The sequence below is a fragment of the Trinickia soli genome, from assembly GCF_002879855.1.
GTDB lineage: Bacteria > Pseudomonadota > Gammaproteobacteria > Burkholderiales > Burkholderiaceae > Trinickia > Trinickia soli.
The window spans coordinates 156,199-182,587 of record NZ_PNYB01000009.1 but is presented as its reverse complement, the minus strand read 5'-3'; the positions used below and the strand labels follow the sequence as shown (position 1 = coordinate 182,587).

25 protein-coding genes are annotated in these 26,389 nt (G+C 64.2%); 21 read left to right on the top strand and 4 right to left on the bottom strand.

What is annotated here, in order from left to right; genetic code table 11:
• Positions 1-16: 16 nt before the first annotated feature.
• Positions 17-1,120, bottom strand: coding sequence for a GTP 3',8-cyclase MoaA (moaA, locus tag C0Z19_RS13005; protein ID WP_102610240.1), 1,104 nt, complete (start codon positions 1,118-1,120; stop codon positions 17-19).
• Between the two features lie 237 nt (positions 1,121-1,357).
• The gene (locus C0Z19_RS12995) at positions 1,358-4,495 is read right to left on the bottom strand and encodes an Rne/Rng family ribonuclease (RefSeq protein ID WP_102610238.1); all 3,138 of its coding nucleotides are present in this window, start codon (positions 4,493-4,495) and stop codon (positions 1,358-1,360) included.
• Between the two features lie 726 nt (positions 4,496-5,221).
• Between C0Z19_RS12995 and C0Z19_RS12985 the strand changes: the two genes are divergently transcribed.
• The 4 genes from C0Z19_RS12985 (at position 5,222) to C0Z19_RS12970 (ending at position 8,419) form a co-directional block, all read left to right on the top strand.
• Positions 5,222-6,253 (top strand): RluA family pseudouridine synthase, encoded by a 1,032-nt coding sequence (locus C0Z19_RS12985; RefSeq protein WP_102610236.1) that lies wholly within the window; start codon positions 5,222-5,224, stop codon positions 6,251-6,253.
• Complete coding sequence (locus C0Z19_RS12980; RefSeq protein WP_102610235.1) at positions 6,234-6,893, top strand: HAD family hydrolase; 660 nt, start codon at positions 6,234-6,236, stop codon at positions 6,891-6,893. Before C0Z19_RS12985 ends, C0Z19_RS12980 begins: the two co-directional genes overlap by 20 nt.
• Positions 6,890-7,291 (top strand): Rieske (2Fe-2S) protein, encoded by a 402-nt coding sequence (locus tag C0Z19_RS12975; protein ID WP_102610234.1) that lies wholly within the window; start codon positions 6,890-6,892, stop codon positions 7,289-7,291. Before C0Z19_RS12980 ends, C0Z19_RS12975 begins: the two co-directional genes overlap by 4 nt.
• A 99-nt stretch (positions 7,292-7,390) precedes the next feature.
• Positions 7,391-8,419 (top strand): S49 family peptidase, encoded by a 1,029-nt coding sequence (locus C0Z19_RS12970; protein WP_102610233.1) that lies wholly within the window; start codon positions 7,391-7,393, stop codon positions 8,417-8,419.
• Positions 8,420-8,535: 116 nt separating this feature from the next.
• On the opposite strand, the gene C0Z19_RS12965 is transcribed toward C0Z19_RS12970, so the two are convergent.
• Both C0Z19_RS12965 and C0Z19_RS12960 read right to left on the bottom strand, forming a co-directional pair.
• Positions 8,536-9,258: an SAM-dependent methyltransferase gene (locus tag C0Z19_RS12965; protein ID WP_102610232.1), complete on the bottom strand. Its 723-nt coding sequence runs from the start codon at positions 9,256-9,258 to the stop codon at positions 8,536-8,538.
• A complete protein-coding gene (locus C0Z19_RS12960) occupies positions 9,255-9,875 on the bottom strand; it encodes a Maf-like protein (RefSeq protein WP_102610231.1) in 621 nt (206 codons plus the stop codon). The genes C0Z19_RS12965 and C0Z19_RS12960 overlap by 4 nt, the downstream gene beginning before the upstream one ends.
• 346 nt (positions 9,876-10,221) lie before the next feature.
• On the opposite strand from C0Z19_RS12960, the gene C0Z19_RS12955 reads away from it, so the two are divergent.
• The 17 genes from C0Z19_RS12955 (at position 10,222) to rnc (ending at position 26,339) form a co-directional block, all read left to right on the top strand.
• Complete coding sequence (locus C0Z19_RS12955) at positions 10,222-10,917, top strand: DUF177 domain-containing protein (protein ID WP_102610230.1); 696 nt, start codon at positions 10,222-10,224, stop codon at positions 10,915-10,917.
• Positions 10,918-11,017: 100 nt separating this feature from the next.
• Positions 11,018-11,197, top strand: coding sequence for a 50S ribosomal protein L32 (gene rpmF, locus C0Z19_RS12950; protein WP_010105341.1), 180 nt, complete (start codon positions 11,018-11,020; stop codon positions 11,195-11,197).
• Positions 11,198-11,592: 395 nt separating this feature from the next.
• Positions 11,593-12,696: a phosphate acyltransferase PlsX gene (gene plsX, locus C0Z19_RS12945; RefSeq protein WP_102610229.1), complete on the top strand. Its 1,104-nt coding sequence runs from the start codon at positions 11,593-11,595 to the stop codon at positions 12,694-12,696.
• Complete coding sequence (locus tag C0Z19_RS12940) at positions 12,697-13,686, top strand: beta-ketoacyl-ACP synthase III (RefSeq protein WP_102610228.1); 990 nt, start codon at positions 12,697-12,699, stop codon at positions 13,684-13,686.
• Between the two features lie 88 nt (positions 13,687-13,774).
• The gene (fabD, locus tag C0Z19_RS12935; protein WP_102610227.1) at positions 13,775-14,713 is read left to right on the top strand and encodes an ACP S-malonyltransferase; all 939 of its coding nucleotides are present in this window, start codon (positions 13,775-13,777) and stop codon (positions 14,711-14,713) included.
• Between the two features lie 93 nt (positions 14,714-14,806).
• Positions 14,807-15,556, top strand: a complete 750-nt coding sequence (gene fabG / locus C0Z19_RS12930) for a 3-oxoacyl-ACP reductase FabG (protein WP_102610226.1) — start codon at positions 14,807-14,809, stop codon at positions 15,554-15,556.
• A gap of 143 nt (positions 15,557-15,699) precedes the next feature.
• Positions 15,700-15,939, top strand: a complete 240-nt coding sequence (gene acpP, locus C0Z19_RS12925) for an acyl carrier protein (RefSeq protein ID WP_004197638.1) — start codon at positions 15,700-15,702, stop codon at positions 15,937-15,939.
• Positions 15,940-16,096: 157 nt separating this feature from the next.
• A complete protein-coding gene (fabF, locus tag C0Z19_RS12920) occupies positions 16,097-17,335 on the top strand; it encodes a beta-ketoacyl-ACP synthase II (protein ID WP_102610225.1) in 1,239 nt (412 codons plus the stop codon).
• 13 nt (positions 17,336-17,348) lie between these two features.
• On the top strand, positions 17,349-17,801 hold the full coding sequence (locus C0Z19_RS12915; protein ID WP_102610224.1) for a protein YgfX: 453 nt from the start codon (positions 17,349-17,351) through the stop codon (positions 17,799-17,801).
• Positions 17,802-17,953: 152 nt separating this feature from the next.
• Positions 17,954-18,553, top strand: coding sequence for an RNA polymerase sigma factor RpoE (gene rpoE, locus C0Z19_RS12910; protein ID WP_102610302.1), 600 nt, complete (start codon positions 17,954-17,956; stop codon positions 18,551-18,553).
• A 91-nt stretch (positions 18,554-18,644) separates the two neighbouring features.
• A complete protein-coding gene (locus C0Z19_RS12905; protein WP_102610223.1) occupies positions 18,645-19,250 on the top strand; it encodes a sigma-E factor negative regulatory protein in 606 nt (201 codons plus the stop codon).
• Between the two features lie 4 nt (positions 19,251-19,254).
• On the top strand, positions 19,255-20,295 hold the full coding sequence (locus C0Z19_RS12900; RefSeq protein WP_102610222.1) for a MucB/RseB C-terminal domain-containing protein: 1,041 nt from the start codon (positions 19,255-19,257) through the stop codon (positions 20,293-20,295).
• 20 nt (positions 20,296-20,315) lie between these two features.
• The gene (locus C0Z19_RS12895) at positions 20,316-21,842 is read left to right on the top strand and encodes a DegQ family serine endoprotease (protein ID WP_102610221.1); all 1,527 of its coding nucleotides are present in this window, start codon (positions 20,316-20,318) and stop codon (positions 21,840-21,842) included.
• Between the two features lie 11 nt (positions 21,843-21,853).
• The gene (locus C0Z19_RS12890) at positions 21,854-22,111 is read left to right on the top strand and encodes a glutaredoxin family protein (protein WP_425330247.1); all 258 of its coding nucleotides are present in this window, start codon (positions 21,854-21,856) and stop codon (positions 22,109-22,111) included.
• Between the two features lie 193 nt (positions 22,112-22,304).
• Positions 22,305-24,098: a translation elongation factor 4 gene (lepA, locus tag C0Z19_RS12885; protein ID WP_102610219.1), complete on the top strand. Its 1,794-nt coding sequence runs from the start codon at positions 22,305-22,307 to the stop codon at positions 24,096-24,098.
• 15 nt (positions 24,099-24,113) lie between these two features.
• Positions 24,114-25,007 carry a signal peptidase I gene (gene lepB, locus C0Z19_RS12880; RefSeq protein ID WP_102610218.1) on the top strand — a complete coding sequence of 298 codons (894 nt, stop codon included), beginning with the start codon at positions 24,114-24,116 and terminating at the stop codon, positions 25,005-25,007.
• A 129-nt stretch (positions 25,008-25,136) separates the two neighbouring features.
• Positions 25,137-26,339 carry a ribonuclease III gene (gene rnc, locus C0Z19_RS12875; protein ID WP_102610217.1) on the top strand — a complete coding sequence of 401 codons (1,203 nt, stop codon included), beginning with the start codon at positions 25,137-25,139 and terminating at the stop codon, positions 26,337-26,339.
• The last annotated feature ends 50 nt before the right edge of the window (positions 26,340-26,389 follow it).

Here is a 26,389-nt window from a genome sequence, read left to right as displayed (position 1 = left end):
GGCGGCGCGTTCGGCCTTAGCCGCCGATGTACGACATCTCGATGCGCCCCTTGCCGGTCGACGCGGCATCGGCGCTGCCGCGCAACTGCGAGTAGCGATCGTCGCGCGCATGCCAGATGCGCGCGATGGCCGTTGCGATTTCGGCATCGGTTGCGCCGCCGCGCACGAGCGCACGCAAATCATGTCCCGCCGAAGCGAACAGACACAAGTACAGCTTGCCTTCCGTCGAAAGCCGCGCGCGCGTGCAGGTGCCGCAGAACGCGCGCGTCACGCTCGAGATGACGCCGATTTCTCCGCCGCCATCTGCATAGCCCCAGCGCTGAGCGGTTTCCGAGGGTGTATGCGCTTCGAGCGGTACAAGCGGGAAGTGCTCGGCGATGCGCGCGATCACTTCGGCGGAAGGCAGCACTTCGGCCATGTTCCAGCCGTTCGAGGTGCCCACGTCCATGTATTCGATGAATCGCAGAACGATGCCCGACCCTTTGAAGCGCCGGGCCATCGGCACAATCTCGCCATCGTTGGTGCCGCGCTTGACGACCATGTTGACCTTGATCGGCGCGAGTCCTGCCGCCTGGGCCGCTTCGATGCCATCGAGCACGGCACCGGCCGTGTATTGCGCGTCGTTCATGCGCTTGAAGAGCGTGTCGTCGAGCGCGTCGAGGCTCACCGTGACGCGGCTCAAGCCGGCGTCTTTCAGGCTGCGGGCCTTGCGCGCAAGCAGTGAGCCGTTGGTGGTCAGGGTGAGGTCGAGCGGCCTGCCGTCAGGTGTGGTCAGAGCGGCGAGCCGTTCGATAAGCCGCTCGATGTCCTTGCGAAGCAGCGGTTCGCCTCCTGTCAACCGAACCTTGTCTACGCCGTGAGCGACGAACAACCGCGCCAGCCGCTCGATTTCCTCGAACGTAAGCAGGGCGCTGTGCGGCAAGAACGGATAGTCCTTGTCGAAGACGGCGCGCGGCATGCAATAGACGCAACGGAAGTTGCAGCGATCGGTGACGGAGATGCGCAGATCGCGCAGCGGTCTGGTGAGCGTGTCGACAAGCGTCCCGCGCGGAGCGAAAGGCGCGCCGGTGACGTCGGGCGCCGCACTGAACTCGGCGACGGGAATAATGCGTCGGGACATGATGAAGCCAGAAACAGGCAGAAACCCATTCTAACGGAATGCCGCGCCAGCGGCGGGGAAGGCCCGCCTGATGGCGCGGATAACGCGCAAATCGTGACGCAGGTCAAGAACGTCGGGAGAATCCAACCGCCCGAGGCGGCGGAAAGGGTACGTACGAAGGGGGACGAAGAGGTACGAAGAAAGGGCGAAAAAAAGCCCGCCACGAAGGGCGGGCTCATTACGCATGCGAATCCGGACTCAGGCGTCCTTGCGCGTTTCGATCTGCTGCATCGGCGATTGATCGAGAGGCGGCAGCGGTTTGCGCTCGCGGTGTGCGTGCGCTGGGGCCGGGGCCTGGGCCGCAGCTTCCCGTGCGGCGCGCAGCTTGTCCGCATCGGTGTTGACCCACACCAACCCAGCCGATTCGAGCATCGGTTGCAGGTCGCTGATCGACAATCCATTCGCCCGGACGCTCTTAGGCGTGGTCGCAGCCTCGAACGCGGCCGGGCGCTGGGCGACTTCGGTCGCAGCGCTGGCTGCTTCGATCGGCGCTGCCGCCGCGCCCGATACCGTTTCGCTCCGAGCTGCCGGGGCGGGTTCGGCGGCCGGCGTCGCTTCGGGTGCGAGCGCCGGGGCCGGGACCGGGACCGGGGCCGTTTCGATGAGATGCGTCAGCGCCGACTCGGGTTCCGCGGCAAGCGGAGCCGGTGCGGCCGGCGCAGCCGGCACTGCCTGTACTGCAGCGACGGCTGACGGCTGCTCGACGGGCGTGGCGACGGCTTCGGCAGGCGCCGGCGCGGCCGGCTCAGCGGCCGCGATCACGGGCGCCCCGGGCAGTGGCGTCGGCACGGGCGAATGCATCGGCACCGGCGTCGCGACGACGTCCTCGGCGCGTGCTTCCGCACGCGTCTGCTCTAGTGCCGATTGAACGGCGGGTGCAAGCGGCTCGCGCTCTACTTCCGGAGCAGGGGCGGCCTGCGGCGGTACGGCCGCGGCGGTGCCTTCGGCTTCGGCGACATCGGCAGCCAGCGTCGCGTTCACGCCTTCTTCCTCGCGCTCACGGCGTCCACCGCGGCGGCCGCGGCGGCGACGGCGACGCTCTTCGCCGTCCCGTGCGAGCGTGTCTTGCTCAGGAGCGTTCACACCGGCCGCAACGGCAAGTTCCGCAGCCTGCGCGTCCGGGCGATCCGCGGTTTCGGCTACCACCTCGGGTTGCGGCTTGCGTCGCTCTGCGCGCTCGGGACGTTCCGTGCGCTCCTGGCGCTCGCCACGATCAGTGCGTTCACCGCGCTCGGCACGTTCACCGCGTTCGACGCGCTCCGGCCGCTCGCCGCGTTCCGCGCGTTCACCGCGCTCGCGGCGTTCCTGGCGCTCGCCGCGCGGCGAGGCCTCCACCGTCTCGGCACGTTCTTGTGTGCGTTCGCCACGGCCCTCGCGACCTTCGCGCTGTTCGCGCGGGGGGCGCTGCGACGGCTGCTGACCGGCACGACCACCGACTGCCGCTTCGGGACGGGCAGCCGCATCGCGGCCGCCACCGCCGCCGCGGCGGTTACGGTTGCGTTCACCGCCGCGCTCCGTCCGTTCGCCGCGCTCGCCGCCACGCTCGGCGCGAGCCGTGCGAGCCGGCTGCACCGGTTCCGGCGCGGGCGCGGGTACTGCGCTCTCGCCGCCGAACAGGCTCTTGAGCCAGCCGAAGAATCCACCGGTGCGCGGCGCCGCGGCAGCCGCAGCCGGTGCGGCCGCGGCTTGCGGACGTACCGGCGCGCTGGGCGCGGGCCGCTCGGGCGTGATGCCCTTCACGGCCGCTTCCTGCTTCGGCTTCACGTCTTCGGCACGCTTGCTGTAAGCCGTCTCCGATTCCAGTTCGCGCGCAGCTTCCTCGGCCATCTTCCACGACGCGCGCGGCTCGTCCAGGCGCGAATCGTCGTGACGCAGACGCTCGAGCTTGTAATGCGGCGTGTCGAGATGCTTGTTCGGGATCAGGACGACGCCCACCTTGAAGCGCGATTCGATCTTATTGATTTCCTGGCGCTTTTCGTTGAGCAGGAAGGCGGTGACTTCGACCGGCACCTGGCAGTGGATCGCCGCGGTGTTTTCCTTCATCGCTTCTTCCTGAATGATCCGCAGCACTTGCAGCGCGGACGATTCGGTATCGCGGATATGGCCGGTGCCGTTGCAGCGCGGGCACGTGACATGGCTGCCTTCGGACAGGGCGGGGCGCAGGCGCTGACGCGACAGTTCCATCAGGCCGAAGCGCGAAATCTTGCCCATTTGGACGCGCGCGCGATCGTGCTTGAGCGCATCTTTGAGGCGCTGCTCGACTTCACGCTGGCTCTTGGCCGATTCCATGTCGATGAAATCGATCACGATCAGGCCGCCGAGGTCGCGCAGACGCAGCTGGCGCGCCACTTCGTCGGCCGCTTCGAGGTTCGTGCGCGTGGCTGTCTCTTCGATATCGGCGCCTTTGGTGGCGCGTGCCGAGTTGACGTCGATCGCCACGAGCGCTTCCGTATGATCGATCACGATCGCACCGCCGGAGGGCAGCGGCACCGTACGCGAATACGCCGTTTCGATCTGGTGTTCGATCTGGAAGCGCGAGAATAGCGGCACGTCGTCGTGATACCGCTTCACCTTGCCGACGTTGTCGGGCATCACGATATCCATGAAGGCGCGCGCCTGGTCGTGGATTTCCGTGGTGTCGATGAGAATTTCGCCGATGTCGGGCTGGAAGTAGTCGCGAATGGCGCGAATCACGAGGCTCGATTCCAGATAGATCAGCATCGGCTGACCGGTCTGGCCGCTTTGCGAGGCGGCTTCGATTGCGCGCCACAGCTGCATCAGGTAGTTCAGGTCCCACTGCAGCTCTTCCGCGCTGCGGCCGATGCCGGCCGTGCGCGCGATGATGCTCATGCCGTCAGGCAATTGCAGCTGCGCCATCGTTTCGCGCAGTTCCTGGCGATCGTCGCCTTCGATGCGCCGCGAGACGCCGCCGCCGCGCGGGTTGTTCGGCATCAGAACGAGATAGCGGCCGGCGAGCGAGATGAACGTCGTGAGTGCCGCGCCCTTGTTGCCGCGCTCTTCCTTTTCGACCTGAACGATCAGTTCCTGGCCTTCGCGCAGCGCGTCCTGAATGCGCGCCGAGCGCATGTCGACGCCTTCCTTGAAGTACTGGCGGGCGACTTCCTTGAAGGGCAGGAAGCCGTGGCGATCTTCGCCGTAATTGACGAAGCACGCTTCGAGCGACGGCTCGATGCGCGTCACGATCCCCTTGTAGATATTGCCTTTGCGTTGTTCGCGCCCGGCGGTTTCGATGTCGATGTCGATGAGTTTTTGCCCATCGACGATGGCGACGCGCAGTTCTTCCTGCTGCGTCGCGTTGAACAGCATTCGTTTCATTGAACGGCTCCAGAGCGGCGTCGCCGCGCGCCCGGCGGAAAATGACCCGACCGGGCGACGCAATCGGAGCGCGCCGCGTCCTTATTGTGTTTTCACAAGCACGCTGGAGCGGGAACGATGGCGGGGAGAATTGCCTGAGAGGACTCGGGATGGCCGAACAAAGCCGCGAGCCGCATGGGCGCATGCGAACACGGCTTCAAATAACGGCGTTGCACGGGGCGCGCTACCCGAGCGCTCGGGTGGCCCGCGCCGCATCCGTGGCATCGTTCGATGCCGGTGCGAGGCCGGGAAAGCCGCGCCGCGTGTGGCGGCGCGAAGCCCGATGCATGCTCGACCGCCGCGCGGCGTGTCTCGCCAATTTTTGACGTCGCCGACAGTTCCGCTTCACACGGAACGCTTGGGGCGCTCGCCGTAGGTTTCGCAATCGGGAGCCCGGTCTCGCCCGACAAACGCGCGATGCCACCGAGGCTCACCTGATGAATTCTTTTTTACCAAAATTCCGTTACCGTCGGCATCGACCCGACCGAACGCGCCTGTGGGCGACGTCCCTGCCGCGATGAATGCCGTGCGTGCAACTCGTTGCTTCTTAATTCAGGGCAAGCAACCAGCCCTTGGGTACACCAAACAAGTAAAATAACAGGTTCTTGCTTCACCCTGGGCAATTCGGACGATCGGCCGCGAAAAAAAGCACGGCGCGCCCGAACGGCTGGGCAAATTATATTCAGAATGAATGAGTTAGGCAAAATATCCCAGAAATTGGTCGCAGCCGACCAAGTGTCGATGATACAGGTGGACGACGGGGCCGCCGGCCAGCGCATCGACAATTTCCTGCTGCGCGTCTGCAAGGGCGTGCCGAAAAGTCACATCTACCGGATCCTGCGCAGCGGGGAGGTGCGGGTCAACAAGCGCCGCGTCGACGCGAAGTACCGGCTCGTGACAGGCGATCTCGTGCGCGTGCCGCCCATGCGCGTTGCCCAATCGGACGCGTTCGAGGCCGGTATGGCCATCCCCGCGCCGCCTGCGCAGTTCGCGGTGATTTTCGAAGACGAGCACATGCTTGCGATCAACAAGCCGGCCGGCGTGGCCGTTCACGGCGGCAGCGGCATCGCTTTCGGCGTGATCGAGCAGATGCGCGAGGCGCGGCCGCTCGGCAAATTTCTCGAGCTCGTGCATCGGCTCGATCGCGAAACGTCGGGCATCCTGCTGCTCGCCAAAAAGCGCGCGGCGCTCGTGGGGCTGCACGAGCAGATCCGCGAAAATCGGATGGATAAGCGCTATTACGCGTGTGTACACGGCGAGTGGGCAAGCGATTGGGGACGGCGGCGCGCAGTTAAGGAGCCGCTTCACAAATATCTGACGCCCGAGGGCGAGCGGCGCGTGCGCGTGCAGCCCGATGGCCAGCCGTCGCATACCGTGTTCAATCTCGTCGAGCGTTGGCCCGGTTACGCGCTGATCGAGGCGGAACTGAAGACAGGGCGCACGCATCAGATCCGTGTCCACCTGGCGCATCTCGGGTTGCCGATCGTCGGCGATGCCAAATACGGCGATTTCGCCTTGAACAAGGCGCTGGCCCGCGCCAATGCCCGGCCTTCGCTCAAGCGAATGTTCCTGCACGCGTACCGGTTGCGTCTGACGCATCCGATCACGGGCGAGCCGCTCGAACTGAGCGCGCCGGTGCCGGAAGAATGCCGGCGTTTCCTCGACCAACTGACCGACTTGCGCAGTGAGGCGCAACCTGATGCCCCGACAGCAATTTGACCTGATCGTCTTCGACTGGGACGGCACGCTGATGGATTCGACGGCGCACATCGCGCGCAGCATCCAGGCCGCGTGCCGCGATCTCGGGCTGCCGGTGCCCGCCGACGAAGCCGCGCGCTATGTCATCGGTCTCGGGCTGCGCGATGCGCTCCAGATCGCCGCGCCCTCGCTCGATCCGGCCGAATACCCGCGCTTGGCCGAGCGGTATCGCTACCACTATCTCGTCAAGGATGCGCGCACGGAACTGTTCGCCGGCGTGCGCGAACTGCTGGCGGAATTGCGTTCGCTCGGCTATTTGCTGGCCGTGGCGACGGGCAAGAGCCGCGTGGGTTTGAATCGCGCGCTCGACGAAGTCCGGCTCACGAGCGTGTTCGACGGCACACGCTGCGCCGACGAGACATTCTCCAAGCCGCATCCGGCGATGCTCCAAGAGCTCTCGCGCGAGCTTGGGCAGGATCTCGAACGCACGGTCATGATCGGGGACACGACGCACGATCTTCAAATGGCGACCAATGCCGGTGCCGCGGGGGTTGCCGTCACTTACGGCGCGCATCCGGTCGATGCGCTCACGAAACTGGAGCCGCGTTTTGTCGCCGAGAACGTCGGCGCGCTGGCCGACTGGCTGCGGGAGCACGCATGAGCGGCGGCGAGCGCGAGGCCGTGCGTGTCTGTGCCGCCGAAGAACTCGTCGACGGCGGAATGGGCGTACGGCGGGCGGCCCGGTATCTCGATGGCGACGCCGTCGTCTTCTTCGTTCGCTACGACGGGCGCCCCTACGGCTATCTGAATCGGTGCGCGCACGTGCCGATGGAGCTCGACTGGGTCGAGGGCCAGTTCTTCGAATCGTCCGGCTTATACTTGATGTGCGCGACCCATGGCGCGATTTATGCGCCGGACAGCGGTCGTTGCGTTGGCGGCCCTTGTCGCGGCGCGCGGTTGCGGGCGGTCGAAGTCGAAGAGCGCGAGACACCGGAAGGGCGCGCGGTGTTTTGGCTGCCCGATGGCGATTTGCAGCCGGCGCCGGTCGAGGGCGGGTAATTTCGCCGGATTGCGGGTTATTTGCCGGAATTTAGTGGCATTTATCCGCTTTTTTTTATTTTTTCGATAACAACGAACACAACGAGCGACCGAGAGCACATGGCCGATCAACACACGCCCGACCCGCAGCAACCTTCAGAATCGCCATATTCCCTGCCGCCCGAACTACCGCCGGGCCCCGGCGCCAGCCAGCGCGAACCGAACTGGGAACGCGCGGCGCTCGAGCGCATCGCGCTCGCGGCGATCAACGAGCAGAGGTCCGCCCGCCGCTGGAAGATCTTCTTCCGGTTCGCGTTTCTTGCCGTGCTGTTGTTGCTCGTGTTCAGCCTGTTCAACGCCTCCCATCAGAACGTGGCGGCCACGGGCCGGCATACCGCGCTCGTCTCGCTCGAAGGCGAAATCGGCGCCGATACGAACGCGAACGCCAAGGATATCGATCGATCGCTTCGGCGCGCATTCTCCGACAGCGATTCGGCCGGAGTCATCCTTTACATCAATAGTCCCGGCGGTTCGCCCGTCCAGGCCGGCATCATTAACGCCGAAATTCGCCGGCTGCGTGCGAAGTACCCGGCCAAGCCACTGTACGTCGTGGTTGGCGATATGTGCGCGTCCGGTGGTTACTACGTTGCTGCCGCGGCCGACAAGATCTACGTCGATCGCGCCAGTATCGTCGGGTCGATCGGCGTGCTGATGGACGGTTTCGGCTTTACCGGGTTGATGGAAAAGCTCGGCGTGCAGCGGCGGTTGCATACCTCGGGCGCGAACAAGGGTTTTTTCGATCCGTTCTCGCCCGAGACGCCGGCCATGGATGCGCATGCGCAGGCCATGCTCGACCAGATCCACCAGCAGTTCATCGATGCCGTACGGCAGGGGCGTGGCAAGCGTCTGCATGAGACACCGGACCTCTTTTCCGGTCTGTTTTGGACCGGCCAGAAGAGCGTGGAGCTGGGGCTCGCCGACGGCTACGGCGATACGGGCTACGTCGCGCGCGAGGTGATCAAGGCGCCTGACATCGTCGACTACACGGAAAAGGAAAGCATTTCCAACCGCATCGCGCGCAAGTTTGGTGCGGCGGTCGGTGCGGGCGCCGTCCATGCATTGGCTCTGGGTGGCGTGAAACTGCGCTGAAGCTGCAAGCGGGCGCCGCGCGCAGCAGCGCCCGGGACGCCGGGACGCTGCGGGCCAGGGGCGTCCCGGGCATGCGCCGCCCCTGGCTCGCTATCGCTATGCCTTCGTCGTCTTCTTCAATTCGCCAACATCAAGAAGATGGCTGGCCGCTTATGCATGTCGAATGTCCCGGCATGTTTTTTCCAATCGCTCGCCGCGCGCGTGGCAATCCGCTCTGAATCGAGCGTCAGGTCGACCGCCACCGTAACGAGCGTCGAGGGTGCGCAAGTCGCGATGAGCGCATCGAGCAAAGCACGGTTGCGATAGGGCGTCTCGATGAAAATCTGTGTTTCACGGCCTTTGCGCGAGCGCTGTTCGAGATCGCGTAGCGTCTTCGTCCGCTCGGCGGGGTCGACCGGAAGGTAACCGTGGAATGCGAATCGCTGGCCGTCGAGGCCCGAGGCCATGAGCGCGAGCAAGATCGAGCTCGGGCCGACGAGCGGCACGACTTTGACGCCGCGTTGGTGTGCGCGTCGCACGAGCAGCGCACCGGGGTCGGCTACAGCCGGGCAGCCCGCTTCCGAGACGAGTCCGCCATCCGTCCCGGCCAATATCGGGGCCAGCAGTCCATCGATCTCGCTGGCCGGCGTGTTGACGTTCAGTTCGCGAATTTCGATTTCCTGAATCGGCCGGGCGACGCCGACCTGCTTGAGAAAAGCACGCGTGCTCTTCGCGTTCTCGCCGACGAAATAACCCAATGAGGCGGCGCGCGCGACGACGCTGGCCGGCAGGACGGTCGCGAGCGCGGCCGCGTCGCCTTCGCCCAGCGCGTTCGGGATCAAATAGAGAACGCCGCTCATTGCGCACCTGCGAACAGCGGGTAGCCGGCCGCGCGCAGCATCTTCGTGAGCGCGATCAGCGGCAGTCCGACGAGAGCGGTTGGATCGTCCGATTCGATCGACTCCAATAGCGCGATGCCAAGGCCCTCGGACTTGGCGCTGCCGGCTACGTCGTAAGGGGTCTCGGCGCGCAGGTAGGCGTCAAGCTCGGCATCGGGCAGATCGCGGAAGCGCACGCGCGTCACGACATCCTCTGTTTGTGCGATGCCGCGCGCACTGTCGAACAGGCACAACGCGCTGTGGAATTCGACGATGCGATTGCGCATGGCCCGCAGTTGCTCGAGCGCCTTTTCGTGCGTGCCGGGCTTGCCGATCTGCAGGCCGTCGTACGTGGCGACTTGATCGGACCCAATGACGAGCACCGGCGCGGACGCCGCCTCGCGGTCTGCCACGGCGCGCGCTTTGGCCTGGGCAAGCCGCAGCGCCGTTGCGGCCGGGGTTTCGCCGGGGTGCGGCGCTTCGTCGACGGCCGGTACGCAGACGTCGAACACAATGCGCAACCGTTCGAGCAGGGCGCGGCGATAGGGTGAGCTGGAAGCGAGGATCAACCGGGGTGGCCGGACGCGGGAATCGGGCATGGTCGGACGCGAAAAATTGGGGCGGCACGAACCGGCGCCCGATTGGCGGCGGTTCGTGCCGGATCGTTTAAGTGATTGACTGCAAACAGTAAATCGAATATAGTCTTCGGCTTTTCACGGTGCGGTTCGTGCTGCGAATCTCGGAACCTTTGGTGCTGACGGGCAAGGCTGACAGCGAAGGCCCAGGGGCTTGAGGCCTAAGGGCTTGAGGCCGAGAGGCGTGCAGCAACGAAAGCGGAAGCAAAAGCCGATAGCGTCAGCGGTAGAGCGCGCAGCATGAGAACTCACAGCGGAACCCACAGCTGAAGCTGGCAGACCGCTACTTGAGCAGAGCGAGGAGCGAACCATGTCCCAACATTCCGGTAAGGCTGGCGGGCTCGTCGATCCGCACGGGTTCGATATTTTCGAATTCGCGCGTAGCGGGCGGCAGGCTGCCGGCGCAGTGCGCGTCTCGCAACTGCCGCGCATGTTAAACGAAGTTCCGGCGGATGCGCCAGATCGCGACACGTTGTTCACGTGGCAGGCGGAAGGCTCGACGCAGCCCGAGCTGCAAGACGACGGCACGGAAGCGCCGCAGCCCTATCTGCGGCTCGCGTTGCACGGTGCGGCGTGGCTGGAGTGCCAGCGGTGCCTCACGCCGTACGAGCAGGCCTTCGATATCGAGGCTGCTTACCGGATCGTCGAGACGGAAGCGCAAGCGCAAGAGTTCCCGCTCGATGAAGAGGAACTCGACGTGATCGTCGGTTCGCGGCAATTCGACCTGGTCGGGTTGATCGAGGAGGAACTGCTGCTGTCGCTGCCGCTCGTGCCGAAGCACGACGTTTGCCCGCTGGTGCATGAAAGTCTCGTGACGGGCGCAGCGGGCGAGCACGCCGTCGATCTGAGCGAAAGCGACGAAGACGAAGACGAAGACGAAGACGAAGACGAAGACGATGGCGAGGCCCCGCAGTCCGGCGGCGGGCACGAAGACGCCGGCAAACCGAATCCGTTCGCCGCGCTCGAAGTACTGAAGCGCGGTGAAGATGACGGCAAGAAACATTGAACCGTTGCATGAGTAGCACGATGCGGCGCGCCGGCCGTTTGGCCAGTGGCGTTACGCCGATCGGGCTGTGTTAGAATCCCAAAAATTTTTAGGAGTTACCATGGCAGTCCAGCAAAACAAGAAGTCGCCGTCGAAGCGCGGCATGCACCGCTCGCACGATTTCCTGACCACGACGCCGCTCGCAGTAGAGCCGAGCACGGGTGAAGTTCACATGCGTCACCACATCAGCCCGAACGGTTACTACCGCGGCAAGAAAGTCGTCAAGACGAAGAACGACTAAACGCGTAGGCGCGCGGCGTTCGCCTGGTCCGGCGATCCTGTGCGCGGCGAGCGGCTTGCCAGGCAATTTCGCGGCTCGAACGAAACAAAAGGCGGCATTTCACTGCCGCTTTTTTGCGTCGGTCGGCGTGCGCGCTTCGGTGTATCTGCTTGAGCGTCTGGCTCCAGGTCCGTCCGTCGCAGTCGGTCAACGATGGCGCTTCGGTGTGCTTTGGCCCTGCGTTTCGCGGTGGGCCCGGGCTGGCGCTTCGGCTGTTGTCGAACGAACGACTGAGCGCCTGCATCGACCGTATGCGGCGCGCTTGCTTCGGTCCCATGCTGTGCGGTCGGCTTCGAGCGAGTGGGTCAGCCCTTGCTGCAGCCGTGCGCATAGCGCCTGAAAATTCGTCGCAGTCCATGACTATAAAGCTCACGATAGATTGCATGGGAGGCGACCACGGCCCGTCCGTGACCGTTCCCGCTGCCGTCAGCTTCGTTCGTTCGCATCCCGACGCGCAGTTGATGCTGGTCGGGCTCGAAGCTCCGATTCGTGCTCAACTGAAGAAATGCAAGGCGCTCGACCTCGCAGCGCTGACCATCGTGCCGGCCTCGGAGGTCGTCGCCATGGATGACCCCGTCGAAGTCGCATTGCGCAAGAAGAAGGACTCGTCGATGCGGGTGGCGCTCAACCTCGTGAAGGACGAGGCGGCGCAAGCATGCATTTCCGCAGGCAATACGGGTGCGTTGATGGCCGTGTCCCGGTACGTGCTCAAAACGCTCGCCGGCATCGAGCGGCCCGCTATCGCGTCGGCGCTACCCAACCCCCACGGCTACACGATGATGCTCGACCTCGGCGCGAACGTCGATTGCGAGCCGCAGCATCTGCTCCAATTCGCCGAGATGGGCCACGCGCTCGTTTCTGCGCTCGAGGGCAAGGATCGTCCCACGATCGGGCTCTTGAACATCGGCGAAGAGGTCATCAAGGGTAACGACACGATCAAGCGCGCCGGTGAGCTGTTGCGTGCGAGCACGCTCAATTTCCGCGGCAACGTGGAAGGCACCGACATCTACAGGGGCACGGCCGACGTCATCGTGTGCGATGGTTTCGTCGGCAACGTCGCGCTGAAAACGTCGGAAGGATTGGCGCAGATGCTCTCGGACATCATCCGCGAGGAGTTCGGTCGTTCGTTGTTGACCAAATTCATGGCCATCCTGGCGCTGCCCGTTCTGATGCGCTTCAAGAAGCGCGTCGATCATCGCCAGTACAACGGTGCGGCATTGCTCGGACTAAGGGGGCTCGTCATCAAGAGCCACGGTTCCGCCGATGCTTATGCGTTTGAGTGGGCCATCAAACGCGGGTATGATGCCGTCAAAAATGGTGTGCTCGAACGCCTGGCGCGCGCGATGGAAGAGAACGCGGCGCCGCTCGCGCAAGCAGCGCGCGAACCGGGCGGCGCCGGTCACGCGAACCTTGCCGGCCGTCCGGCCGAGCCTTACGCCGCGGTATCTTCGAAAGCTTAAATGGCCCAACCGACTATTTACTCCCGCGTGCTCGGCACCGGCAGCTATCTGCCGCCCGGCCGTGTCACGAATCAAGAGCTCGCGGATCGACTGGCCCGGCGCGGCGTCGAAACGAGTGACGAATGGATCGTCGCGCGCACGGGCATCCACGCGCGTCATTTTGCCGAAGCCAACGTCACGACGAGCGATCTCGCGCTAATCGCGGCGCAACGTGCAATCGAAGCGGCCGATGTCGACCCGCAGACGATTGATCTGATCGTGGTCGCCACGTCCACGCCCGATTTCGTGTTTCCGAGCACCGCTTGCCTGCTGCAGGACAAACTGCAGATCAAGAACGGCGGCGCCGCGTTCGATATCCAGGCCGTTTGCTCGGGTTTCGCCTATGCCGTCGCGACGGTCGATGCGCTGATCCGCAGCGGCCAGCACCGCACGGCGCTCATCGTCGGCGCCGAGACGTTCTCGCGCATTCTCGATTTCAACGATCGCACCACGTGCGTGTTGTTCGGCGACGGCGCCGGCGCCGCGATTCTGCAGGCGTCGGACGAGCCGGGCGTGCTTTCGAGCGCGCTCCATGCGGACGGGAGCTACGCCAGCATTCTTTGCACGCCGGGCCATGTCAACGGCGGCGTCGTCGCGGGCAGCGCGTTCCTTCATATGGATGGGCAGGCGGTCTTCAAGTTGGCCGTCAACGTGCTCGAGAAGGTTGCCCTCGAGGCCCTCGCCAAGGCCGACGTTTCGCCCGACCAGGTCGATTGGCTGATTCCGCACCAGGCCAATATCCGTATCATGTCGCACACTTGCCGCAAGCTCGGCTTGCCGCAAGAGCGCATGGTCGTGACGGTCGGCGAGCACGGCAATACGTCGGCCGCGTCGATTCCGCTCGCGCTCGATCTCGCGGTGCGCGACGGGCGCATCAAGCGCGGCCAGAACGTGCTCATCGAAGGCGTCGGCGGCGGCTTCACCTGGGGCGCGTCGCTCATTCGCTACTGATCGGCTGCGGGCGGTCCGGCAACCGGCGCTCGGCCGGGGGCAATGCGCGCGCCGCTCGCGTCAACAAGGCTCACATTTTGGGAACGATATGAAATTTGCGTTCGTTTTTCCGGGACAAGGATCGCAATCGGTCGGCATGTTGAATGCATTTTCCGATCGTGCGGTTGTCCGCGAGACGCTTCAGGAGGCGTCCGACGCACTAGGTCAGGATCTCGCCAAGCTGATCGCCGAGGGCCCGGCCGAAGAACTCAATCTCACTACGAATACCCAGCCGGTCATGTTGACGGCCGCTTACGCGATCTACCGCGCCTGGCGCGAAGCGGGCGGGGCCGCGCCGGCAGTCGTCGCAGGTCACAGCCTCGGCGAGTACACGGCGCTCGTCGCCGCGGGTGCGCTCGCCTTTCGCGACGCCGTGCCGCTCGTGCGCTTTCGCGCCCAGGCGATGCAAACGGCCGTGCCGGTCGGCGTTGGCGGCATGGCCGCCATCCTCGGTCTCGACGACGACACGGTGCATGCCGTCTGCGCGGAAGCGGCGCGCGAAAGCAGCGGCGTAGTGGAGGCGGTCAACTTCAATGCGCCGGCGCAGGTCGTGATCGCGGGCCACAAGGCTGCCGTCGAAAAGGCATGCGAACTGGCGAAGGCGAAAGGAGCGAAGCGCGCGCTGCCGCTGCCGGTCTCGGCGCCGTTCCATTCGTCGTTGCTCCAGCCTGCCTCGGATCGCCTGCGCGAATATCTCGCCGGCGTCGACATCAAGGTGCCGCAGATTCCCGTCGTCAACAACGTCGATGTGGCCACGGTGTCCGAACCGGCCGCCATCAAAGATGCGCTCGTGCGTCAGGCGGCGGGGGCTGTGCGCTGGGTGGAATGCGTACAGGCCATGGCCAGGGACGGCGTGACGCATTTGATCGAGTGCGGCCCCGGCAAAGTGCTCGCCGGGCTGACCAAGCGCATCGACGGCAATCTCGTCGGTGCCGCAATCACGGATCCGGCCTCGCTCGACGAGACGCTGAAGCTGCTCGGCGCGTGAAGCCTGAGCCTTCGGACTCATCTGCGGCCGATACGAAGAAGATCGACAACCTGCCAGAAATCCACCGCGTCATTGCGGAACATCCGAACCATCATGGAAAAAGCACTCGATAAACACGTTGCCCTCGTGACGGGCGCCTCGCGCGGCATCGGCCGGGCGATCGCGCTCGTGCTCGCGCGACAAGGCGCCACCGTCATCGGTACGGCCACGAGCGAAGCCGGCGCCGCCGGCATCACCGAGGCGCTGGGGGCCGAGGGCCTGGCCGGGCGCGGCGCCGTGCTTGAAGTCAACGACGCTCAGGCCGTCGATGCCCTGATCGATTCGCTCGTGAAGGAATTCGGCGCGCTGAACGTGCTCGTGAACAACGCCGGCATCACGCGCGATCAACTGGCGATGCGCATGAAGGACGACGAGTGGGACGCCGTCATCGATACGAACCTGAAGGCCGTGTTCCGGCTATCGCGCGCCGTCCTGCGCCCGATGATGAAGGCGCGCGGCGGCCGCATCATCAATATCACCTCGGTCGTTGGGTCGGCGGGCAACCCGGGGCAGATCAACTACGCGGCGGCGAAAGCCGGCGTGGCGGGCATGACGCGTGCGCTCGCGCGCGAGATCGGCAGCCGCGGCATCACGGTCAACTGCGTGGCGCCGGGGTTCATCGATACCGATATGACGAAGGTGCTGCCCGAAGAGCAACAAGCCGCACTGAAGACGCAAATCCCGCTCGGACGGCTGGGCAGCGCCGAGGACATCGGCCATGCCGTTGCGTTCCTTGCTTCGCCGCAGGCCGGGTACATCACCGGCACGACGTTGCATGTGAACGGCGGGATGTACATGTCTTGACGAATTTCGTTTACCATCCGCGCCGGCGGTAGCCGAACGCTTCCGGCGCGAAGCCTCAACCTTAGCTGAGCGCGCTTTTTGAGCAGGCAAACCTGATAAAATGCGCGCACTTGCAATTTTGAACTTTTTCCCTCGGAGGGGTAATGGACAACATCGAACAGCGCGTCAAGAAGATCGTCGCGGAACAACTGGGCGTTGCCGAAGCTGAAATCAAGAACGAAGCTTCGTTCGTGAACGACCTCGGCGCAGACTCGCTCGATACCGTTGAGCTCGTGATGGCGCTGGAAGACGAGTTCGGCATGGAAATTCCGGACGAGGAAGCCGAAAAGATCACGACGGTTCAGCAAGCGATCGACTACGCTCGCGCCAACGTCAAGGCGTAACGCTTCGCGCGCCTGGCGCGTTTGCGCCGGCCGCGTTTGACGCGTTTTCACGTCGGATGCCGATGCTGGTGTCGAATTCTTAGCCACAGGGTCACAGGGGCAGTTTCCTGGGGTCGCTGTGGCTTTTGCTTTTGTCATTTATGAAAAAGGGGTTACCGTGAGCCGTCGCCGTGTTGTTGTAACAGGCTTGGGACTGGTGTCGCCTGTTGGCAATAATGTTGCCGACGGGTGGGCCAATCTGGTCGCCGGCAAGTCCGGTATCGCGACCATCACGAAGTTCGACGCAACGAACTTCTCGACGCGCTTCGCTGGCGAAGTGAAAGGCTTCAACGTCGAAGATTACATGCCCGCCAAGGAAGCCCGCCATATGGATACGTTCATCCATTACGGCATGGCGGCCGGCATGCAGGCGATGCAGGACAGCGGCATCGAAATCACCGAAGCCAATGCGGAGCGTGCCGGCGTCGTGGTCGGCTCCGGCATTGGCGGCCTGCCGCTGATCGAAGTGACGCAGACGGAACTGCTCAATCGCGGCCCGCGCCGCATTTCGCCGTTTTTCGTCCCGGCCTCGATCATCAACATGATTTCGGGCCACCTGTCGATGAAATTCGGTCTCAAAGGGCCGAACCTCGCGATCGTCACGGCTTGTACGACGGGGCTGCACTGTATCGGCGAGGCTGCGCGCCTGATCGAATACGGCGACGCCGACGTCATGCTCGCGGGCGGCGCGGAAGCGACCGTGTCGCCGCTTGGCATCGGTGGTTTCGCCGCGGCGCGTGCGCTGTCTCAGCGCAACGACGATCCGGCCACGGCCAGTCGTCCCTGGGACAAGGATCGTGACGGCTTCGTGCTCGGCGAGGGTGCGGGCGTCATGGTGCTCGAAGAGTACGAGCATGCGAAGGCGCGCGGCGCGAAGATCTACGCCGAAATTGCCGGTTATGGGATGAGCGCCGACGCGTATCACATGACTGCTCCGCTCGAAGACGGCGATGGCGCCCGTCGCTGCATGGCCGCGGCGCTGCGCAATGCCGGCATCAACGGTGACGAGGTCAATTACGTCAACGCGCACGGCACGTCGACGCCGCTCGGCGATATCGCCGAAACCACCGGCATCAAGCGCGCGCTGGGCGAGCACGCGAAGAAGACCGTCGTCAATTCGACGAAGTCGATGACGGGCCACTTGCTCGGCGGCTCGGGCGGCCTCGAGTCGGTGTTCACGGTGTTGGCCGTTCATCACCAGGTGTCGCCGCCGACGATCAACATCTTCAATCAAGACCCGGAATGTGATCTCGACTACTGCGCGAACACGGCCCGGGAGATGAAGATCGACGTCGCGCTGAAGAACTCGTTCGGGTTCGGCGGCACGAACGGCACGCTCGTCTTCAAGCGCATCTGAGCGCGGCGGTCCGTTGACTGAGGCTGCAGGCTTCTATCGCGAACCGGGCAGGCCGCGGCGCGTCGCGTTGCGCAGCTCGGTCGCGATACGCCTTGCGTCGCTCGCGTTCGTCGTCGTTTGCGCGGGGGCTGCCTATGCCACGGCCGCCGCGCACCTCGGGAAGATCGATGCGCTTTGGCTGGCTGTGACCGTCGTCGCTGCGCTCGGCGTGTGTCTCGTGCGGCACGAGCGTCGGCACCCGGCGCTGCTCGAATTGACGGGCGAGGCAATCGCCGCGTTCGATCGGTGCGGGCGCGCGCGGCTTCAAGGGCGCATTGTCGGCGCGACGCAGTGGGCCGAGCGGTTGCTGGTGTTGGCCGTCGACGGTGCGGACGGGCGGCGGCCGAACGTCCTCATCGTCGCGGCCGATTCCGTCGATGCGGCGGTTTTTCGCGAATTGGCCGTACGCGGCCGTCATGCCGCGTAGGCGCGGCGGCACCGCGCTGCGGCGTAAGACCACGGCGTAAGACCAATCTGTAACGGCCGTAACGACGGTTACACATGGTGCATGAGGGTTTGATGGGGACGCTACAATAGCGCTCCGCGATGCACCCCTCCCAAGTGAACGGACCCCATCAGGTGAGTGAAAAAGAAATCGATCAGGTACTGGTCGAGCGCGTGCAGCAGGGCGATAAGGCAGCGTTCGAACTCCTGGTCTCGAAATACCATCGCAAGATCATTCGCTTGATCTCGCGTCTCGTGCGCGACCCGGCCGAGGTCGAGGACGTCGCGCAGGATGCGTTCATCAAAGCCTATCGCGCGCTGCCGCAGTTCCGCGGCGAGTCGGCGTTTTACACGTGGCTGTACCGGATTGCAGTCAACACGGCGAAGAACTATCTCGCGACGCAAAGCCGGCGCGCGCCCACTTCGACCGAAGCAAACGCCGAAGAGGCGGAAACTTTCTCCGACGCCGATCAACTAAGGGATATCAACACGCCTGAGTCGATGTTGATGAGCAAGCAGATCGCACAGACGGTCAACGCTGCAATGGCCCTGCTGCCCGAAGAGCTTCGGGTGGCTATTACCCTTCGGGAAATCGAAGGGCTGAGCTACGAGGAAATCGCCGACATGATGGGGTGCCCCATCGGAACGGTTCGATCGCGAATTTTTCGCGCTCGGGAGGCGATTGCGTCAAAATTGCGTCCGCTGCTCGATACGCCGGAGGGCAAGCGCTGGTAGCGCTCGCGGTAAAACGGTAAAGGCTCGGCTATGCCAACGAGAACCGGGTCAAGTGGTATCACTACGGGGTGTTTGTAAGATGGGGAGCGTCATGGGGTCGGTCTCGATGGAGTCGCAACGGAACTCGCGCAGCGAGCGTTTGTCCGCATTTGTCGATGGGGAAGGGCTTGATCCTTCCGAGTCGTTCGACCAGATGCTGACCGGGTTCGATCATGCGGATCGAACCACATGGTCGGCATACCACCTGATCGGCGACGCTTTGCGCTCCGACGATCTGGCGATTCATCCCGCTGCGAGCAGTGCTTTTCTGAGCGGGTTCGCGGCGCGGCTGGAAGCCGAGCCGCATATCCTGATTCCCGCGCGCGCGACGGCCCGGCACGGCGCATCGGCGCTGCGCCGGCGTGTCGCGCCCGCGCTTGCCGTGGCTGCGGCGGTGGCCACGCTCAGTTGGATCGTCCTGCCGCAGTTCCAGCACGGCGCATCGCAGGGAGCGGTCCAAACGGCGTCCACCAATGCTCGCGCGGGCGGCGTGCAGACCGTCGCGATGTCGGGCGCAGGCGCGCAGAGCGGCAACATCATCCGCGATGCCAGTCTCGACCAATATCTGGAAGCACACCAACAATTCGCCCAGCAGCCGATGGTGCCTGGCTCGATGCCGCTGATTCGCGCCGCCGTTCAGACTTCCGAAGGCCAATAAGCCGATGCAGACATTGCGCACGATGCGCGCCGCCGCCCGGGGGCAGGGGGCGGCGTGGCTGATTTGCGTGGCCGCGCTGTTGTCGGTTTGCCCGCGCGTGGCGCTCGCCCAGGCCGATTCCTCCGCCCGTGAACGGGCCTCCGCCTGGCTCGATCGAATTCACGATGCGGCGCGACGTGAAAACTACGAGGGCGTCTTCGTCTATCAGCGTGGCAATTTCGTGCAATCTTCGCGGATCGAGCATTACGCGGTGCGCGGCGAGGGCGAATTCGAATCGCTGGAAAGCCTCGACGGCCAGCCGCGCAAGCTCCTGCGTCACGACGACGACCTTTACACTTTCGTGCCCGAGCGGCATTTGTGTGTCGTGGAAAAGCGTCTGAACCGCGACGCGTTCCCCGCTCTGATGAGCGCCGGTGCGGAGCAGGTGCTGTCCGTCTACGACCCGAAATTGCTCAGCGGCGACCGCGTGGCGGGGCTCGATGCGCAGGTGATCGAACTCGATCCGAAGGATGTTTACCGTTTCGCCTATAAGCTCTGGGCCGATGCAAAGACAGGCCTGCTGCTGCGTGTGCAGACGCTCGATGCCTCAGGCCAGGTGCTCGAGCAGATTGCGTTCACGCAGGTGCGCATCGGCGTGCCTGCGCGGAAATCGGGCATTGTCGCGGGCATGCACAACACCAGCGGCTGGACGGTCGTGCATCCGCCCGTATCGCCCATCGACATGCAGGCGCAAGGATGGCGCATCAAGCCTGACGTCGCCGGTTTTCGCGAAATTCGTCAATTGCGCCGGCCGATGGCCGCGCGCGACGCCGCTGCGCCCCCGATTCCCGTGGACCAGGCCGTGTTTTCCGACGGGTTGTCGACAATCTCGGTCTTCGTCGAGCCCGCCGAGAATAATTCGCGCAAGGAAGGGGCGGGCAGTACCGGGGCGACCCACGTGCTGGTGACGAAATATCGCGATTTCTGGGTCACGGTGTTGGGGGAAGTGCCTCAAACAACGCTGCAGCGATTCGCGTCTGCCATAGAATACAAAGCTACCAAGTAACGCTTCCGCTCCCCTTCCTTATGACGAATCTCTCGGTGCGCAAATTCTTCGCGGCCGCCGCAGCGATGGCTTGCCTGTCGTTCGTGCCCCACTCGGCGTTGGCCATTGCTCCGGGCGCGAACCTGCCCGACTTCGCGGATCTCGTCGACAAGGTCGGGCCGGCCGTCGTCAACATCCGCACGACCTCTCGTGTGTCGACGGCCAGCGGCCAACGCGCCGTGCCGCCCGGAATGGACGAAGGCGACATGTCCGAGTTCTTCCGGCGCTTTTTCGGCATCCCGCTGCCGCAGGCGCCCAACTCGCCGCGCGGCGGTGGCCGCGGCGACAAGGGGGGGCGCGGCGATCGCGGCGGCAGCCCGGATCAGTCCGATAACGGCGACGGCGGCGAGCAGAACAACGGCGTCGGCTCGGGCTTCATCCTCTCGTCCGACGGCTATGTGATGACGAACGCGCACGTCGTCGATGACGCCGACAACATCTACGTCACGCTCACCGACAAGCGCGAGTTCAAGGCCAGGCTGATCGGCGTCGACGATCGCACCGATATCGCCATCGTCAAGATCAATGCCGCGAACCTGCCGTCCGTCACGATCGGGGATTCGAACAAGCTGCGCGTCGGCGAATGGGTGCTCGCGATCGGTTCGCCGTTCGGGCTCGACAATACGGTGACCGAAGGCATCGTCAGCGCGAAGGGGCGGGAGACGGGCGACTATCTGCCGTTTATCCAGACTGACGCCGCCGTCAATCCCGGCAACTCGGGCGGCCCGCTCGTCAACATGCAAGGCGAGGTGATCGGCATCAATGCCCAGATCTACAGTCGCACGGGCGGCTTCATGGGTATCGCCTTCGCCATTCCTATCGACGAAGCGATGCGCGTGGCCGAGCAACTTAAGTCGACGGGCAAGGTCGTGCGCGGCCGGATCGCGGTGTCGATCGGGCAGGTGACGAAGGATGTATCCGACTCGCTTGGCCTGCCGCGCGCCGAAGGGGCGCTCGTGAGCAACGTCGAGCCGGGCGGCCCGGCCGACAAGGCGGGCATTCAGCCCGGCGACATCATCTTGAAGTTCAACGGCGCTCCGGTCGAAGCGGACACGGATCTGCCGCGCATGGTCGGCGACACGAAGCCGGGCAGCAAGGCCACGGTAACGATTTGGCGCAAAGGCCAATCGCGCGAATTGCCGATCACGGTCGTGCAAACGCTGCCGGAAAAAGTGGCGAAGGCCGACGCGCATGAGGCCCCGGCGGCGAAAGCGCGTCCGTCCAATCCGCTCGGGGTGACGGTGTCGGATCTGTCGGCCGACCAGCTGAAGTCGATGAAGCTCAGCACCGGCGGCGTGCAGGTCGAGGCCGTCGACGGACCGGCCGCGCGCGTCGGGCTGCAAAAGGGCGACGTGATCGTGCGCATCGGGGATACCGATGTGTCGAGTGCGAAGCAGTTCGACCAGGTTGCGGCGCATCTCGATTCGCAGAAAATGGTGCCCGTGCTCGTGCGCCGCGGAGAGAACACGCAGTTCGTGCCGATCAAGCCGCACACACCGGGCAAATGAAGTCGGCCGCCGTGCGCGCACCCCTGCTGACCCTCTATTCGCGGGCCTGGTGTCATCTTTGCGAAGAGATGCGGGTCGAGCTTGAACCGCTGGCGCGTGCGTTCGGGGCCACGGTCGAGGTGGTCGATGTCGACGCCGACCCGCTGCTCGTCGAGCGCTACGACGAACTCGTCCCCGTGCTCGTCTGCAACGGCGAAGAGCTGAGCCGTTATCGGCTCGACGCCGAGCGCGTGCGCTCGGCGTTGGCCAGGGCGGGTTCCACCGATTGAGAAAATCATTCGTGGTGGCTGGCGCAAGCCAGGAATCGGCGTGAACGGGCCCTACCTGTTGCGCGTGAGCGCTTCCCACCGGGAAATCCGCCGTCCGAGGCCCATTTCGGCTAAAATAGGCCGTTTTTTCACGTACTTACAAGGCGTGCTCCGCAGTCGTCCGAGCGCGCCTTTTTCGCTTGATCGGCCCTGAATGGATCACATACGCAACTTCTCGATCATTGCGCACATCGACCATGGCAAGTCGACGCTCGCCGATCGCATTATTCAACTGTGCGGCGGATTGTCCGACCGCGAAATGGAATCGCAGGTGCTCGACTCGATGGATCTCGAGCGCGAGCGCGGCATTACGATCAAGGCGCAAACGGCCGCTCTTCATTATCGGGCGCGCGACGGCAAGGTCTATAACCTCAACCTCATCGACACGCCGGGCCACGTCGACTTCTCGTACGAGGTGAGCCGTTCGCTGTCGGCCTGCGAAGGGGCATTGCTCGTCGTCGACGCGAGTCAGGGCGTCGAAGCGCAGACCGTCGCGAACTGTTACACGGCGATCGAGCTCGGTGTCGAAGTGGTGCCGGTGCTCAACAAGATCGATCTACCCGCGGCCAATCCCGAGAACGCGATCGAAGAGATCGAGGACGTCATCGGCATCGATGCGACCGATGCCGTACGATGCAGCGCGAAGACGGGGCTCGGCGTCGAAGATGTGCTCGAAGCGTTGATCGCCAAGGTGCCGCCGCCGAAGGGCGATCCGGCCGCGCCGCTGCAAGCGCTCATCATCGATTCGTGGTTCGACAACTATGTCGGCGTGGTGATGCTCGTGCGTATCGTCAACGGTACGCTGCGGCCGAAGGACAAAATCAAGCTGATGGCCACGGGCGCGCAGTATCCGGTCGAGCACATCGGCGTGTTCACGCCGAAGTCGAAGGATCTCGACGAGCTCTCGGCCGGTCAGGTGGGGTTCATCATCGCCGGCATCAAGGAGCTCACGGCGGCGAAGGTCGGCGATACGGTCACGCTCGCGACGCGCGCGGCGCAAGAACCGCTGCCGGGTTTCAAGGAAGTCAAGCCGCAGGTGTTCGCCGGCCTTTACCCTGTCGAGGCGAATCAATACGACGCACTGCGCGAATCGCTCGAGAAGCTCAAGCTCAACGACGCATCGCTGCAATACGAGCCCGAGGTTTCGCAGGCGCTGGGTTTTGGCTTTCGCTGCGGCTTCCTGGGCCTGTTGCACATGGAGATCGTGCAAGAGCGGCTCGAGCGCGAATTCGACATGGATCTCATCACGACGGCGCCTACCGTCGTCTATGAAGTCGTGCTGCAGGGCGGTACGACGATCATGGTCGAGAACCCGGCGAAGATGCCCGATCCTTCGAAGATCGAGGAAATCCGCGAGCCGATCGTCACCGTGAACCTCTATATGCCGCAGGACTATGTCGGTTCGGTCATCACGCTCTGTACGCAAAAGCGCGGCAATCAGATCAACATGCAGTATCACGGCCGCCAGGTTCAGCTGACGTACGAAATCCCGATGGCGGAAATCGTGCTGGACTTCTTCGACAGGCTCAAATCGGTCTCGCGCGGCTACGCGTCGATGGATTATGAGTTCAAGGAATATCGTGCGTCGGATGTCGTCAAGGTAGACATGCTGATCAACGGCGACAAGGTCGATGCACTGTCCGTCATCGTCCACCGGACGCAGTCGCAATATCGGGGTCGAGAAGTCGCCGCCAAGATGCGCGAGATCATTCCGCGCCAAATGTACGATGTCGCGATTCAGGCGGCCATCGGCGCGCATATCATCGCGCGCGAGAACATCAAGGCGTTGCGCAAGAACGTGCTCGCGAAGTGCTACGGGGGCGACATCACGCGGAAGAAGAAGCTGCTGGAAAAGCAAAAAGAAGGCAAGAAGCGAATGAAGCAGGTCGGGTCCGTCGAGATCCCGCAGGAAGCTTTTCTCGCTATCTTGCGCGTCGAAGACAAATAACAGGACCGCTCTTACATGAACTTTGCGCTGATTCTTTTTGTGCTCGTCATTCTGACGGGCATCGCGTGGGTTGCCGATAAATTGGTATTTTTGCCGCAAAGGCGGCGCGCGGCCGAGGCCGCCGTCGTCGAGTTCGACCGACAGCAGGCGCGCGTCGGCGAGCGCTTCGCCGATGAAAACGCGCCGCAAACGCGGGCCCGGTTGCGCGACGAAAAGCTGCGCCAGCCCTGGTGGCTCGAATACACGGCCAGCTTTTTTCCCGTCATCCTCGTCGTATTCCTCGTGCGCTCGTTCGTGGTCGAGCCGTTCAAGATTCCGTCGGGCTCGATGGTGCCGACGCTGCTCGTCGGCGACTTCATTCTCGTGAACAAGTTCGAATACGGGCTGCGGCTGCCGATCACCGATACGAAAATCACGCAAGGCGGCCCACTGCACCGTGGCGATGTCGTCGTGTTCCGTTATCCGAAGGACGAATCGGTCGACTACATCAAACGTGTGGTCGGATTGCCCGGGGACGTCATCGCTTATGAAAACAAGCGCCTGACGATCAATGGCAAGCTTGTCGCCGAGACGCCGCTGCCCGATTATTTCGACGAAGAACGAATCGGCTATGCAAAGCAGTTCGAGGAATCGCTCGATGGGCGCAAGCACGGGATTCTGAACAACCCCGCCGTGCCGCCGTTTGTGATCGGCGCCGAAGATTATCCGTACCGCGACAACTGTACGTATAACAGCGCGGGCGTGGTCTGCAAGGTGCCGCCCGGCCATTACTTCATGATGGGCGATAACCGCGACAACAGCGCCGACAGCCGCTATTGGGGCTTCGTGCCCGATCGCAACATTGTCGGCCGCGCGTTCTTCGTCTGGATGAACTTCAGCAATCTGAAACGCATCGGCCCGTTCAACTGAGCACCGCTCGCGTCGCGCGCTTCGTGCGCGTCATCTCGTCTGTAACAAGCACGAGCGCACGACCGGCCACGTTTTTCGCGTCTCGCCCCGCCGAATCGCCGGGCGGGGCGCGCGCGTTATACTCTGCACATGCCGCTATCTCCGCTGGAAAGCCGGTTGCGCTACGAATTTCGCAATGCGGAATTATTGCGCCAGGCGTTAACTCACCGCAGTCACAGTGCCTCGCACAACGAACGGCTCGAATTTTTGGGCGATTCCGTTCTAAATTGCGCGGTGGCTGCACTTTTGTATCAGCGATTCGGCAAATTGGACGAAGGCGATCTGTCGCGCGTGCGCGCCAACCTCGTCAAGCAGCAGTCGCTGTATGAGATCGCTCAGGCCCTGAATATCTCCGAAAGCCTGCGCCTGGGAGAGGGCGAGCTGCGCAGCGGCGGCTTCCGGCGGCCGTCGATTCTGGCCGATGCGTTCGAAGCGATCCTCGGCGCGATCTTTCTCGACGGCGGTTTCGACGCCGCCCAGACCGTCATCAAGCGCCTGTACGTGCCGATTCTCGATCACATCGATCCGCGCACGCTCGGCAAGGATTCCAAAACGCTGCTGCAGGAATATCTGCAGGGCCACAAGATCGCATTGCCCACCTACACGGTGGTGGCGACGCACGGCGCCGCGCACAATCAGCAGTTCGAAGTCGAATGTACGGTGCCCAAGCTCGAGGTGAAGGTATCGGGGTCCGGCGCGAGCCGGCGTGCCGCCGAGCAGGCGGCAGCCAAGAAGGCGTTGGATGAAGTGATGGCGTTGCAGCCGGCGCTCGAAACCAAGCCCAAGCGCTCGCGCGGTGCGCGCTCGGCCAAGGTCGGCGAGCCCGAAGTCGTGCCCGGTGTGAAGGGCGTGCAGGCAGCGCTCGATCTCAGATCGCCCGAGCGGCGCGGCGAACGGGACAAATCCGCGCGCAGCGAGGGCGCGAAGACGGCATCTGCTGCGGAGAGCGCCGAGCGCCTTCCGAATGTGCCGCCCGCGATGATCCGCGCGGCCCATGTCGAGCATAAGGCCGCGCTGCGCACGCAGGACTCGGCCGTGAAAGCGGAGGCGCCCGGTAAGGCCGAAGGTTCGATGTCGGTCAAGCCCGACGCGGCCGTTTCGCGCGGCGACGAGCCGTCGGCGAAGGTCGACGCGCCTGCGCCGAGGCCTGCCGATGCGCATGGCAAATCCGAGTCCGGCGCGGCCCCCGTGCAATCGCCGGCCGGCGCACCCGTGAAAGGCGGTGAGGTGGAGCTTGTCACCGACATTGCCGGCGCCGCGCCTCCGCGCTTACCCGAGCCCGGCCATTCATGATCCCCTTAGCGTCCTCGGCGCCGGCAGTGCGCCGTGCCGCCCCTTTTCGA